The sequence below is a fragment of the Nodosilinea sp. AN01ver1 genome, from assembly GCF_050565655.1.
Lineage (GTDB): Bacteria > Cyanobacteriota > Cyanobacteriia > Phormidesmidales > Phormidesmidaceae > Nodosilinea.
In genome coordinates this window covers 41894-55123 of sequence record NZ_JBNXVS010000027.1, presented here as the reverse complement: position 1 = coordinate 55123, position 13230 = coordinate 41894, and the positions used below count along the sequence as shown (strand labels likewise).

The 13230-nt window shown below is 60.5% G+C and carries 11 protein-coding genes; 5 read left to right on the top strand and 6 right to left on the bottom strand.

Annotated features, from left to right (window positions below; all coding sequences use genetic code 11):
* Positions 1–144: 144 nt before the first annotated feature.
* A complete protein-coding gene (locus tag ACQ4N7_RS19255) occupies positions 145–2529 on the bottom strand; it encodes a ribonuclease R family protein (RefSeq protein WP_430713108.1) in 2385 nt (794 codons plus the stop codon).
* Between the two features lie 519 nt (positions 2530–3048).
* Positions 3049–3708, bottom strand: coding sequence for a phosphate signaling complex protein PhoU (gene phoU, locus ACQ4N7_RS19250; protein ID WP_194053024.1), 660 nt, complete (start codon positions 3706–3708; stop codon positions 3049–3051).
* 240 nt (positions 3709–3948) lie between these two features.
* On the opposite strand from phoU, the gene psaM reads away from it, so the two are divergent.
* Positions 3949–4044, top strand: a complete 96-nt coding sequence (psaM, locus tag ACQ4N7_RS19245; RefSeq protein WP_430713107.1) for a photosystem I reaction center subunit XII — start codon at positions 3949–3951, stop codon at positions 4042–4044.
* Between the two features lie 121 nt (positions 4045–4165).
* Here psaM and pyk read toward each other — a convergent pair whose 3' ends face one another.
* Positions 4166–5959, bottom strand: coding sequence for a pyruvate kinase (gene pyk / locus ACQ4N7_RS19240; protein ID WP_430713106.1), 1794 nt, complete (start codon positions 5957–5959; stop codon positions 4166–4168).
* Between the two features lie 308 nt (positions 5960–6267).
* Here pyk and crtR point away from each other — a divergent pair, with 308 nt between their 5' ends.
* Positions 6268–7155: a beta-carotene hydroxylase gene (gene crtR / locus ACQ4N7_RS19235; RefSeq protein WP_430713105.1), complete on the top strand. Its 888-nt coding sequence runs from the start codon at positions 6268–6270 to the stop codon at positions 7153–7155.
* 57 nt (positions 7156–7212) lie between these two features.
* Here the strand turns inward: crtR and aroH are convergent, their stop codons facing one another.
* Together aroH and sppA are read right to left on the bottom strand one after the other, a co-directional pair.
* Entirely contained in the window at positions 7213–7590 is a 378-nt protein-coding gene (gene aroH / locus ACQ4N7_RS19230; protein WP_430713131.1) for a chorismate mutase, read from the bottom strand.
* Positions 7591–7777: 187 nt separating this feature from the next.
* On the bottom strand, positions 7778–8641 hold the full coding sequence (gene sppA, locus ACQ4N7_RS19225; protein WP_430713104.1) for a signal peptide peptidase SppA: 864 nt from the start codon (positions 8639–8641) through the stop codon (positions 7778–7780).
* A 247-nt stretch (positions 8642–8888) separates the two neighbouring features.
* Here sppA and ACQ4N7_RS19220 point away from each other — a divergent pair, with 247 nt between their 5' ends.
* The 3 genes from ACQ4N7_RS19220 to ACQ4N7_RS19210 all read left to right on the top strand — a co-directional run bounded on the left by ACQ4N7_RS19220 (position 8889) and on the right by ACQ4N7_RS19210 (position 12533).
* Positions 8889–9896 carry a DMT family transporter gene (locus ACQ4N7_RS19220; protein WP_430713103.1) on the top strand — a complete coding sequence of 336 codons (1008 nt, stop codon included), beginning with the start codon at positions 8889–8891 and terminating at the stop codon, positions 9894–9896.
* 204 nt (positions 9897–10100) lie between these two features.
* Positions 10101–11411 (top strand): HEAT repeat domain-containing protein, encoded by a 1311-nt coding sequence (locus ACQ4N7_RS19215; protein WP_430713102.1) that lies wholly within the window; start codon positions 10101–10103, stop codon positions 11409–11411.
* Positions 11412–11459: 48 nt separating this feature from the next.
* Positions 11460–12533, top strand: a complete 1074-nt coding sequence (locus ACQ4N7_RS19210) for a glycosyltransferase family 4 protein (protein ID WP_430713101.1) — start codon at positions 11460–11462, stop codon at positions 12531–12533.
* A gap of 2 nt (positions 12534–12535) precedes the next feature.
* Here ACQ4N7_RS19210 and ACQ4N7_RS19205 read toward each other — a convergent pair whose 3' ends face one another.
* Entirely contained in the window at positions 12536–13183 is a 648-nt protein-coding gene (locus ACQ4N7_RS19205) for a DnaJ domain-containing protein (RefSeq protein WP_430713100.1), read from the bottom strand.
* Between the last annotated feature and the right edge of the window lie 47 nt (positions 13184–13230).

Genomic DNA, 13230 nt, shown 5'->3' with positions numbered 1-13230 from the left:
CAGTGCGATCGCCCTCTACTATCCTAACCAGCCTCTCATGCCAAGGCTATCTCGCCCTGTTTCCTTACTTCCTCACTTCTTAGCTCCCCGTACGGGCGCACCGCCGTGCGCCCCTCCGTCCTCATCTCCTCATCTCTCCACCCTCTACTCACTCTCATCCCGCCCGCTGTCATCGCGGTTGATGGGTTCGCCGTTGTCGTCTTCGCTGTAGTTGTTGTCTTCGTCTTCGGGAGCCTGGCTGCCGCCGCCAACGGCGACGAGGTCGATTTGCTGGCGGTAGTAATCCACGCTCTTGACCTGCACATCGACTTTGTCACCCAGACGGTACTGCTGGCGGTTTTTGCGGCCCACGAGCTTTTGCTGGCGGGCGCGGTACTCGTACCAGTCGTCTTTGAGCGAGCTGACGTGAACCAGACCTTCGACCAGCAGCTCTTCGATTTCGACAAAAAAGCCGTAGGACTGCACGCCGGTAATCAGGCCGTGGAAGACTTCGCCCGTATGCGATCGCATAAACTCGGCTTTCTTTAACCCCTCCAGGTCCGACTCGGCCTCCTGGGCCAGGCGCTCGCGCTCGGTCAGGTGAATGGCGATGCGAGGCAGGTCGTCCTCTAGCTCGTGCTGAATGTCGGGAGGCAGCACGTTCCAGTTGACCTGGCCGTGGCAGGAGCTGTGGCGCAGGTTGGCGGGGTCTTTGGAGCGGGTAGAGCGGCGATCGCGGCCCGACTCAAAGACCGCGTGGAGAATGCGGTGCACCAATAAATCGGCGTAACGCCGCGACGGCGAGGTGAAGTGGGTGTAGCCATCGGTGAGGGCGAGCCCAAAGTGCAGGTCGGCGTGGGTGCTGTAGAAGGCGGGCTGGATGGTTTCAAGCAGCAGATAGGTGAGAATTTTTTCGGCCTCAGATGCCGCAAACTGCTCCACAAACCGCTGGTAGTCTTTAGGCTGGGGTGCGGCCTCGTCGTCAAGGGTGAGCTGAATCTCCATGTTTTCAGCTAGCTTTACCAGCTCCTGTACGTCGCTGGCGTCGGGGGCGCGGTGCAGCCGGTAGATGGCGGGCACGCCCAGAGCCTTGAGCTGCTGCGCAATCAGCTGGTTGGCCAGCAGCATGCACTCGGTGACAATCTGCCGCGAGGGCAGGCTGATGGCGGTCACCATCACCCCCAGCAGCCCCTCGTCGTCGTACTGGAACTTGGGCGATCGGTAGTGGGCCAGGGGCTCGCCCGCGTCGGCAGGGAAGTCGTACTCGGGCAAATTGAGCTCAAAGGAACCGCGGTGCAGCCGCTGCCGCTTGATCGCCTGGCTCAGGTAGAGCAGGTTGTCCATCAGGTCGTAGACGGGCTCCAGAGCCTTGAGAGCCTTGGGCTTAATGCCGAGGCTCTGAATCAGCTCTGAGTTGTCGCGCTCCAGCACCGCCTGAGCTTCTTGATAGGAGATTTGGTGGTCGACGACGACCACGGTGGGCTGCACCTCGTATTCCAGCACCGCGCCCGTGTCGTCGAGGGTGACCAGCACGGAAATGGCGAGGCGATCTTTGCCCGCCAGCAGCGACCCCAGGGGGCCAGACAGGGGCGGCGGCAGCATCGGGATCACCTCGTCGCCCAGGTAGACCGAGGTGCCGCGTTTGCAGGCCTCGTGGTCGATCGCCGAGTGGGCGGGCACGTAGTGCGAAATGTCGGCAATGTGAATGCCCAGCCGCCACTGGCCAGACTTGGTGCGCTCCAGGCTGAGGGCATCGTCGATCACCTGAGCGTTGGGGCCGTCGATCGCCACCGTCAGCGCCTCACGCAGATCAACGCGATCTTTGGTATCGGCCTTGAGCACGCGGGTGGGCAGATTCTGGGCCTCGTTCAGCACGGCGTCGGAGAAGGCGCGGGGCAGGTCGTGCTTGCAGTAGACAATGTCGATGTCGGCGGCGGCTTCGGCATCGCTGCCCAAAATTTGGGCCACTCGGCCCTGGGGCGGGTGCTGCCCCAGGGGATAGCGCACAATTTCGACATGGGCCAGCTGATCGACCGCCTCGGCCAGGTTGCCACCGTTTTCGATTAGGGCCAGCTCAAACAGCAGGCGATCGTCGAGGGGCACCGCCCGGTACTCGTCGTCCTCCTGCTTGACTCGGGCCAGCACCGAGGCGTTGGCCCGCTCTAGAATGAGCTGCACTTCGCCCTCGGGGCTGCGGCGGCGGCTGCCCTCTTTGGTTACCTTGACCAGCACGCGATCGCCGTTCCAGGCCGTATTCAGCTGGCTCTCGCGCACGTAGATATCGTCGGCCCCCTCTTCGTCTTGAATGGCAAAGCAAAAGCCCTTGCTGGAGCAGCGCAGCTTGCCCTCAATCACGTCTTCGGCCAGGTTGCGGCGGTACTTGCCCCGCTCCTTGACCAGCACCCCCAAGCGCTCCAGGGCATCGACGGCAATTTGCAGGTCGCGCTGGCTGGCATCGTCATTGCAGTGCAGCTTTTTCTCCAAACCTTTGAGGGTATGGGTCTTGTCTTTGGCGAAGCTGGCCAGTAGGGCCGCGATCGAGAGTTCCATGTAGCGACTGATTCCTAAAACTATTCATGACTGGGTGCCCTGGGCTGGCTCAGGGCCTCGACCCGGTTTAGCTTCCTGGTTTAGAGCGAAAGGGAAGCCCTAGCAGACTGCCTGTGGTAACGAGGCAGCGCCGCAGCCGGGGGTGACGTTGTAGCTGAAACCGACCTCGATTCGTTGGCTTAAAGCAAGGTTTCAGATCCTAATGCCCTGGCTTTGGCCTCCAGCTCTGGCCGAGAAGACAGCCGCCTGGAACCGCCAACGCCCAAGTGTAACCGCTACAGCCGCAGATGAACCCGGCTGATGGCAACCACAACCCCAGGCCAGGCCTGCAGTGAGGGCTAGCCCCCTTTAGCAAAGGGCAACAGGAGCGACGGGGAACAGGCTACCCCTACAGTTTCTCAGGAAATGGACCGCTGTCAAATCTTTTTGTCAATGGTAGGCAACGTTTTGTAAAGAGGGCGCAAGGTACAGGGCACAAGGCCATCCCTAGACCTTAAACCGTATACTTCGTACCCCGTCTTACGTTCGCTCGCCCGTGACAATGTAGGCCACCCGCTTGCCAATATTGGTGGCGTGGTCGGCAATTCGCTCCATATAGCGAATGGCGAGCACCAGCAGCACCGTGGGCTCGACCGACCCCATCAGGTTGGTCTGGTGGGCCAGCAGTGCGTAGAGTTCATCGTAGTCGGTGTCGATCGCGTCGTCTTTTTGCTTAATCTCCAGGCCGCTTTCGGCATCGAGGTCAGACAGGGCCAGCAGGCACATGGCCACCATTGACCGACAGCGATCGAGCATAGTCTGCACTCGCCCCATCAGCGGGTGTACCGGGTAGGGAAAAAGTTTGATCGCGACTTCGCCCAGGTCTTCGGCGTAGTCGCCGATGCGCTCCAGGTCGCGCACCAGCTGCATAAAGGCCCCAATTCGCCGCAGGTCTTCGGCCTCGGGCTGGGCCTGCAGCGTGAACAGATGCATGCAGTCCACCTCGATCTGGCGGTAGAACTGGTCGATTTGCTTGTCGTGGCGGTGCAGGCGCTGGGCGGCATCCAGGTTGCGATCGCATAGGGCCTCCCGGGCCAGCACGCAAGAGTTCTCGACCAGGGCTCCCATGCGCAGCAGGTCGCGCTGCACCCGCAGCAGCTGCCGCTCAAAGTTACCGCGCACGGGTTGAGTTGTATCCATATCAAGCATCGCTAGCACACCGAGAAGATGGAGATGGCAGTGGCTGTGACCCCTCAGCCTAGCAGCCTACTAGAGCTAAGCTCCAGATTCAGAAACCCTAGCCCTGCCCGGCTAAGTTCCCATTAAGCTCTGTAACAGTTAGGCTCACCCACCTCGCGGAAGATCCCATCTTAGTTAACAATCGGTCTAGACCCAGCGTCTTTCTAAGCGTTATTCACTCAGCTTTGAGGAGTATTTTTTATGCCCCTTTCAGACACCCAGATTTTTATTGCCCTGGCCATAGCTCTATTGCCTGGTATTCTGGCACTCCGCCTGTCTACTGAGCTTTATAAGTAGGTTAAGTTGGAGTGCATTTTAGTACTCCGTTGCCATAACTCACCATAACAAAAGGCTCCGGTGTCATGTCATCGGAGCCTTTTGTTATGGAAGGTTGACAATGCCAGTCAGCATTGTCGAGCTACAAACTCATCGCCGGCTCGTTTTTGACCGGGCCCAGTGCTCCCGAGTAGATCAGGCCCCGCCGGGTATCGAGGGTGAGAATGCTGCCGTCGCGGATAATTTCGGTGGCGTTTTTAACTCCCACAATCACCGGCACCCCCAGCCGTAGGCCGATCACCGCCGCGTGGCTGGTGGGGCTTTCCTCCTCGGTGACAATGCCCCCGGCCCGGCGAATCACCTCAACGAAGTCGGCGCTGGTGCGGGGCACCACCAAAATTTCACCGTCGTTAAAGTCGTTGACCTCCAGGCTGTTGCGGGCCACTCGCGCTCGCCCACTCACCGAAGCTTCGCCAATGCCAACGCCGCGCCCCACAACGGCGGTGACGACATCTACCTTAATCAGGTCGGTGGAGCCTGATACGCCCTGCAGGGTGCCTGCGGTCAGCACCACCAGGTCGCCGTCGTTGAGCAGGTGCTTTTCCTGGGCGACCCCCATGGCCGCCTGAAAGGTCTGCGTGCTGGAGGGTAGGTCGAGCACCAGCAGCGGCCGCACCCCCCACACCAGCTGCAGCTGGCGGGCCACGTGTACGTGGGGTGTTACCGCTAGAATTGGCGTCTCGGGGCGATACTTCGATACGTTGCGAGCGGTGGCCCCCGATTTAGTCAGCGTCATCACGGCTGCCGCATTGAGCTGAGCGGCAATGCGGCCCACCGCCTGGCTAATAGCGTTGGGAATTGAGCGGGCACCGCTGCCGCTAACCTTGCGATCGCCCAGCGTCAGCCCCTCCTGCTCAGTAGATACCGCCACCTTTGCCATCGTCGCCACGGCCTCTACCGGAAACTTGCCCACGGCAGTCTCGTTAGAGAGCATCACCGCATCGGTGCCGTCGAGAATGGCATTGGCAATGTCAGAGACCTCGGCGCGGGTGGGGCGGGGGTTAGACACCATGCTGTCGAGCATCTGGGTGGCGGTAATCACCGGAATACCCAGGGCGTTAGACATGGCAATCAGTCGCTTTTGCAGAATCGGCACCTCCTCGGCGGGCAGCTCTACCCCCAGGTCGCCCCGAGCCACCATCACCCCGTCAGAGAGCGACAAAATCGCCTCCATCTGCTCGATCGCCTCGTGCTTTTCGATCTTGACGATCACCGGCACGTTCTTCCCGGCGGCGCTGATAATTTCTTTAATTTCCAGCACATCCTGGGGGTTGCGCACAAAGCTCAGCGCCACCCAGTCAACCCCCTGGTTGAGGCCAAACAGCAGGTCTTCGCGGTCCTTGTCGGTGAGCGCCTTCACCGAGAGATACACCCCCGGAAAGTTGACCCCCTTGTTGTTGGACAGAACGCCGCCCACGACCACGCGGCAGTGCAGCTCCTGGGCCTCTAAATCGACCGATTCCACCTGCATCTCAACCTTGCCGTCATCCAGCAGAATGGTGGCCCCAGCGGGCACCTCCAGGGCCAGCTTGTCGTAGGTAACGCAGGCTCGCTCCTGGTTGCCCACAATGATCTCGCTGGTCAGCACGAAGGGGTCGCCCTTGGCCAGCACAATCGAGCCGTGCTCAAACTTACCCAGCCGAATTTTGGGCCCCTGCAGGTCTTGAAGGATGCCAACGGGCTGGTTGAGTTCAAAGGAAATTTGGCGAATCAGGCGAATGCTGCGCTGGTGGTCGTCGTGGCTGCCGTGGGAAAAGTTGAGCCGCAGAGTGGTGGCCCCAGCTTCGATCAGTGCCCGGAGGACATCGGCATCTTGAGTGGCGGGGCCGATGGTGGCAACAATTTTGGTGCGGCGGACAGCGTTGCGCAGGGGCATAAACGACCTCTACTGAGAATAAAATGCTACCGCTCAGGACACTTACTCAGGCCCGTCGGTTGGTAGCTGTAAAGCACAGGGATAGTAGCACGAATGCCGTGGGGCTTTACGCCTAACCCCAAAACCAGCAAGAATTTCAGCGTTTTCACCGAAGATGAACCACCTGCCACGGCCTAGGGTTACTAGCGTCCTCCATCGCCCTCGGCACGCGTGGTGGAACCTTGAGTCATTAAGCGACGTCACAAAACTTTATTGTTTATGCGTCGTAACGTATACTACCGAAGACACTGGTGTAGGAGCGATGCAACATGTCGGCGGCAGCTGAGCCCCTGACGATTCGAAAAACAGTACCCCCTGAGTTATTAAAAACTGAGGGTGGGCTGAGCCTTAACAGCCTCATGTTTATAGCCTCCGTTGGGCTTATGAGTCTGTCTACGGTGGGCTATTTTTGCTGGCACTGGATCAACTGGTGCGTTTTTTTGATGAATGTTCTATCTCTGCACCTGGCAGGGACAGTCATTCACGATGCCAGCCACAATTCGGCCCACCGCAACCGGGTGGTCAACGCCCTGCTGGGGCACGGCAGCGCCCTGATTTTGGGGTTTTCGTTTCCGGTCTTTACGCGGGTGCACCTGCAGCACCACGCCCACGTCAACGACCCTGAAAACGACCCTGACCACTTTGTCTCGACCGGCGGCCCCCTATGGCTGATTGCGGCCCGCTTTTTCTACCACGAAATCTATTTTTTTAAGCGTCGGCTGTGGCGCAACTGGGAGCTATTGGAGTGGTTCTTAGGCCGTTTCGCGGTGGGTCTGCTGGTGTATATGGCCTGTCGATTCGACTTTTTGGGCTATCTGTTCAACTACTGGTTTTCGCCTGCCCTGGTGGTGGGCATTGCCCTGGGGCTATTTTTTGACTACCTGCCCCACCGGCCCTTTGAAGACCGCGATCGCTGGAAAAATGCCCGCGTCTACCCCAGCCCCATTCTCAATCTGCTGATCATGGGTCAGAACTATCACCTGGTTCACCACCTGTGGCCCTCGGTGCCCTGGTACAAGTACAAGCCCACGTACGAGGTAATGCGGCCCCTGCTCGACGAGAAAGGGTCGCCTCAGTCTCTGGGGCTGCTGCAGATGAAAGATTTCTTTGGCTTTCTCTACGACCTGTTCTTGGGCATTCGCCTGAAGCGGCATTGACCCCTGGTTGGGGCGGTAGGGGCATACATGCTATGCCCCTACCGCCCCACAAATTCTTTAGCCCGTTACCACCAGGTCGGGGCGCAAATCGCGGGCCCCGCGCAGGTAGACGTGCTGCACCTTGCCGTGGAGCACGGGCAGCTGCACGTGCATGAGGATGCGGATGCAGCAGGGCAGGCTGCCTTCGACGTGCATGTGCTGCACATCCAGCAGGGCGACGTTGTCCCACTGGGGGCGCTGACGGGCGATCGCGGCTGGAAACACCGCATCCAGATCGCGGGTAACCGAAAAGGTGGCGCTAATGATGTAGCTGGGGTCAAGCCGGTTGCGCTCTTCCAGCGCGTCTACCAGCTCTGTTACCGCCTCTCGAATGGCCCCCTCGGTATTTTCTGGTACCGTCACTGCTCCTCGAATTGCCCACACTCGCCAGTCCACGCTATAACCTCCAAAGGTCATTCTTCAAGGCCCCAGGGGCACCGTTGTGGGCAACTAGGGGAGAGAATTGACTGCATTTTACCGCTTAATCCTACCAGGCCTGCGATCTGACTAGTGTCCCTGGGAGAGAGCGCCATGCCCCGATTGATGCAGCCACACCCCCTAAAGATTGGCATCGCCACGCCCCTTAGGGGCGATACAGCCACAGGGGGATGCCGCTGGTGGAGCGCTCAAACTCCAGCCACTCGAGGGTGGCCCCGAGAGCAGGCATAGCCAATTGGGGATAGGGCAGGCTAGAGGCTCCCGGCAGAATGAGGCGGCTGTTGCCGGGCACCAGCCGCTTTAGCAGCGGCTTTTTCTCGTCGAAGGTGATGCACTCGGCTTTCTCAGGGTCGAGGCCGACCAGTTCGGCGGCCCAGCGCCGGGCCTCGTCTTCGCTGCCCAGACGGTCTACCACGCCCAGCTGAAGCGCCTGCTCGCCCGTAAAAATGCGGCCGTCGGCAAAGCTGCGCACGGTGTCTTCGCTCAGGCGGCGGGCCTCGGCCACGGTTTTGACAAACTGGCCGTAGCTGACGTCGATCAGCTCTTGCAGAATGCCCTTTTCGGGATCGGTCAGCTCGCGATCGAAGGCCAAAATGTCTTTGTAGGGGCCAGACTTGATCACCTTAAACGACACGCCAACGCGATCGAGCAGACGCTCTAGATTGTTGCCCCGCAGAATGACGCCAATGCTGCCGGTGATGGTGCCGGGGTTGGCCATAATATGGTCAGCCCCCATGCCGATGTAGACCCCGCCTGAGGCCGAGATATTGCCGAAGCTGGCCACAATTTTGAGCTTGTCTTTGAGCCGCTGTAGTGCAGTGTAGATTTCTTGAGAATCGCCCACGGTGCCGCCAGGGCTGTCGATGCGCAGCAGCAGGGCTGGAAAGCGCTTTTCCTCAATTTCTTTGAGGGCTTCGAGCACACGCTTGCGGGTGGCGGCGGCGATGACACCTGTGACCTCAATGCGGGCAATAGACTTGCGAAAACGGGGCGGAAACGGCCAGACCATAGGGGTTAAAACAAACCTAAAGAATGTAAGGGTAGACGGTCGCCGAACAGCTCTGGGGGAAACTGAGGCTAGCTTTCAATTGTAGCCAAAACCACACTGGGCCGAGATGGCGTGGTGTAGCGTCGGAGCAGAGCTGTGCCCCGGTGGGCGGCACCCGATCCCGAACTGCGTTAACATTCCTTAAAGAAAGCCTATGGCCGCTGTGATGGCCTCTGGGCTGGCTCTCGACGACCTTCTTCTTTTTCCTATGGATTCAGCCGCCCCCCCTTCAACTGCCGCCCGTAACCCCATTGTGCTAATTGCCCCTTTTTTCCTGTGGGGTACCGCCATGGTGGCGATGAAGGGGGCCATGCCCCATACCACGCCGTTCTTTATGGCCGGTGTGCGGCTGGTGCCCGCTGGGGTTGTGGTGCTGTTGGCCAGTTTGCTCCTGCGCCGACCTCAGACCATCAGCCGTCAGGGCTGGCTATGGATAGCGCTCTTTGCCCTGGTCGATGGCAGTCTTTTTCAAGGCTTTTTGGCGGCGGGCTTGCAGCGCACGGGGGCAGGCCTGGGCTCGGTGATGATCGACTCGCAGCCGTTAGCGGTGGCGGTTATGGCGCGAGGGCTGTTTGGCGAACATATTGGTGCCCTGGGCTGGATTGGCTTGCTGTGGGGCATTGCGGGCATTAGCCTGCTGGGCCTGCCCGACGAGTGGATTTTTTCTCTCTTTCATGGCGACACCGCCTGGCTAACCGGGGGCACGGCTCTCAACACCCTGCTGCAGGGCGGCGAATGGCTGATGCTGCTGGCGGCGCTGTCAATGGCGACGGGCACCATATTGATCCGCTACGTGTGCCGCCACGCTGACCCCGTGGTGGCGACCGGCTGGCATATGGTGCTGGGCGGGCTGCCGCTGTTCGGCCTATCGGCCCTGGGGGAAGTGCAGCCCTGGCAGGGGTTGACCGGGTTTGACTGGGGCGCGATCGCCTACTCGACTCTCTTTGGCAGCGCCCTGGCCTACGGTATTTTCTTCTTCCTGGCGGCCCAGGGCAACCTCACCAGCCTCAGCGCGCTCACTTTCTTGACCCCGGTGTTTGCGCTGCTGTTTGGCAATCTATTTTTGGCCGAAACCCTGAGTTCGCTCCAGTGGTTGGGGGTGAGCTTTACCCTGGTCAGTATTTACCTGATCAACCAGCGGGATGCCTTGACCCAAAAACTGAGGCAGTGGATGCTAGCTTATGGGGCGACGGCTTCTTCGGTAGAGCCGGATTAGCGGGTGCGTGAGTGCGTGGGTGCGTGGGTGAGGTTAATCACCTCCGCCCGTGAACCTTACCCATCCACCCGCCTACCCGCCTACTCGCTTACCCATCCATCCACTTACCTCCTCCCACAGATTACTCCGCCCTCAGCGGGTTAAGTTACCTTAGGGGCATCTGCACTGGGTAACCGTCGCCGCCAGCTATGGGCCGTCATGAACATGAGAATACTATTGCCAGGATGTAGGCCCAGCCTCAGCGGCAGTCGTGCGGCGGCGCTGGCCTTGAGCGCTGGTCTGTCAGCCTTTGGCTGGGCTGATGGCGAGGTGGCTTGGTCGAGTTCCCAGACGGCTCAGTTGGTGGCCGTACAAAGCGTTGACGTTATAGCTCAGGCCCCAGATTCTAACTCGGTGCTGCTGCAGCCTGGGGCAGAGGGCGACGAGGTGATGATGCTGCAGCGGCAAATGCGGCTTCAGGGTCTTTACCAGGGGCCGGTAAACGGACAATATGGAGAGGCAACTGAGGCGGCGATCGCGGCTTTTCAAACCAGCGCTGGATTCCCCGCTACGGGCACCCTCGACCAGGCCACCTGGCAGCGCCTGAGCACGCCCCAGCTGCTGGCTAATGACGCCCCAGCGGCAGTAGACCGACCGGCGTTGCCCAATGCTGGGGCTGCCGCAGAACCGGCTGCGGAACCACCTTCCGCTTCAATGGCAGAAGGTGCCGTGGAACTGACTGAGGCCCCGGCAACGGGGCCTCTAGAACCAGCTAACAATTCTCCAAGCCGTTTTAGCCGTCGTTTGGGCTGGTTGGCGGTAGGCGGCCTGGCGCTGGCGGCCTGTCTGGGTGGGTGGCTCTGGTTGGGCAAAGGCAAACGGCTTTCCAGTGCGGGTGGTTTGACCCCGTCACCGCCTCAAACCAATCAACCTCCAGCCGCAGACCCGGTTGAATATACAGCGCCATCTGCTCTTCCCCAACCCCAGCTTGGGGTGCCAGCCGCAACTGATCTGCCCCTGGAGGCCACTACCCGCCTGAGCCGCGTCGATATTGTCGATTCTCTGGTGCATGAGCTAGACAGTGCCGATAGCGCGGTGCGTCGCCACGCCATTTGGGAACTGGGGCAGCGGGGCCATTCCGACGTTATTCAGCCTTTGGTCAATGGGCTTTTAGAGGCTGACTCGCAGGAAAAAAGCTTGATTTTGGCGGCGCTGGCCGAAATTAGCAGCCGCAGCCTCAAGCCCATGCACCGCGCCCTGGCCCTGGGTCTGCAAGACCCCAGCCCCGAGGTGCGCAAAAACGCCATTCGCGATCTCAGCCGGGTTTACGATACGGTAGTGCAGCTCAGCCACATGCTGGCCCATGCTGCCCAAGACCCCGACCCTGGGGTGCAGGAAACCGCCCAGTGGGCGCTGAACCAGCTCAACCGCATTCCCGCTGCTTCCTACCCCAGCGAATCCACCGCTTTGGAAGCTACCTATGACGGCGATCGCCCAAGACCTGCTCCCGAGAGCCGTCGCATCCCGCCCAGCTGAGGGCAGTTCCGCCCCCTCACCCCTCACCTTCTATCCCTTCACTCACCCATGCCCTCTCCCCGTCGCCTGCTCTTTATTTCAACGCCTGTAGGGCCGCTGGGATCAGGGCTGGGGGGCGGTGTGGAGTTGACCCTGTTTAACCTGTGCCAGGGGCTAAGGGCGCGGGGGCACCAGGTAACAGTGGCGGCTCCAGAGGGGTCTAGTCTGGCCAATGTGCGTGTGGTGGAGATCTCTGGCCAGCTGCAGCCTACGGCTCACACCCAGGGGCGTAATACCCCGGTAATTCTCCCTGCCGATAGCGTGCTGGGCAACCTGTGGCGCTACGCCCAGCAGCAGCAGCAGCAGTTTGATCTGATAGTGAACCTGGCCTACGACTGGCTGCCGTTTTACCTGACCGGGTTTTTTGATACGCCAGTGGCTCATTTTGTCACCATGGGTTCGCTCAGCGCGGCGATGGATGAGGCGATCGCGCAGGTGGCGCAGCAGTTTCCGGGGCGGCTGGGGGCCTACACCCGCACCCAGGCTGAGACGTTTGGCGTGGGCGATGCCTTTGAAGTTCTCAGTAGTGCGATCGCCTTAGAGCAGTACGATTTTTGCGCTACCCCCGGCGATGCCCTGGCCTGGCTGGGGCGTATTTCGCCTGAAAAAGGGCTGGAGGATGCGCTGGAGGCCGCCGAAATAGCCCAGGTGCCGCTCAAAATTTTGGGCAAGCTGGAGGACGCTAGCTACTGGCAACGGCTCTGCGATCGCTTTCCCCACGCCGCCGACTACTACCTGGGCTTTTTGACCACCCACGAGCTACAGCAGGTGCTGCGCCAGTGCCGCGCCCTGGTGATGACGCCGCGCTGGGTCGAAGCCTTTGGCAACGTGGCGATCGAGGCGCTGGCCTGCGGCGTGCCGGTCATCGCCTACGCTCGCGGCGGCCCAGCGGAGATCGTGCAGCCGGGGGTGACGGGCTGGCTGGTAGAACCTGACTCGGTATCGGGGCTGGTGGAGGCGATTGGGAAGATTGGGAAGTGCGATCGCCGTGCCTGCCGCCGCCAGGCCGAAACCGACTACTCCCTTGAAGCCCTGGCCCTTCGCTTTGAGCAGTGGTTTGAGGCCATCATCAGCCATTCATAACCCTACTGGGCCTGGGCCATAGGGCGCTGGCGCAGCTGCTCTAGCCGCTGAAAATCATGGTGCAAGGCCTGGCGCAGCGATCGATTTTGGGGGTCAACCCGACGAGCTTTTTTCAGGCAGGCTTCGGCCTTTTGCAGGTTGCCGATACTGAGCAGGTCGTGGCCCCAGCGGTAGTAGGTAATCGCATGCCACTGACGAATTTCTGGATCTTCGGGAAAGCGCTGCACCAGCCCTTCGACCAGGGCAACGGCCCGAGGAAAGCGCTGCCCCCGAAAGAACTCTCGCAGCTGTTTAAAGCTGGTCACCTTGAGCTGTTGATCGGCCTCAGATCCTCCCGGCGTTGGGCTGACCGTCAGCTCAATCTCCTGCTCCTTTGCCTGTACGGTCGGCGCTTGGGGAACGACTGGGGCGGGCGCTGGGGCCGGTTTGGGGGGAGATGTTCGCTGAGCTATCACAGCCTCAGGCGGAAGCGCATTCACCAGCGCCTGGTACGCCTGGGTGACCTGAATAAATTTTTCCTTTGCCAGCTGGTCGCCGGGGTTGGTGTCGGGATGGTAAAGCCGGGCCAAATTGCGATAGGCCAGCTTGACATCGCCAAAGCTGGCCCCAGTTCTAAGCCCTAGTATGCGGTAGTGATGCGCCAGCGCCATGGTTCGCTAACTCTATAGCAGAGGTACGTGTGCTGCCCCTATTCTGC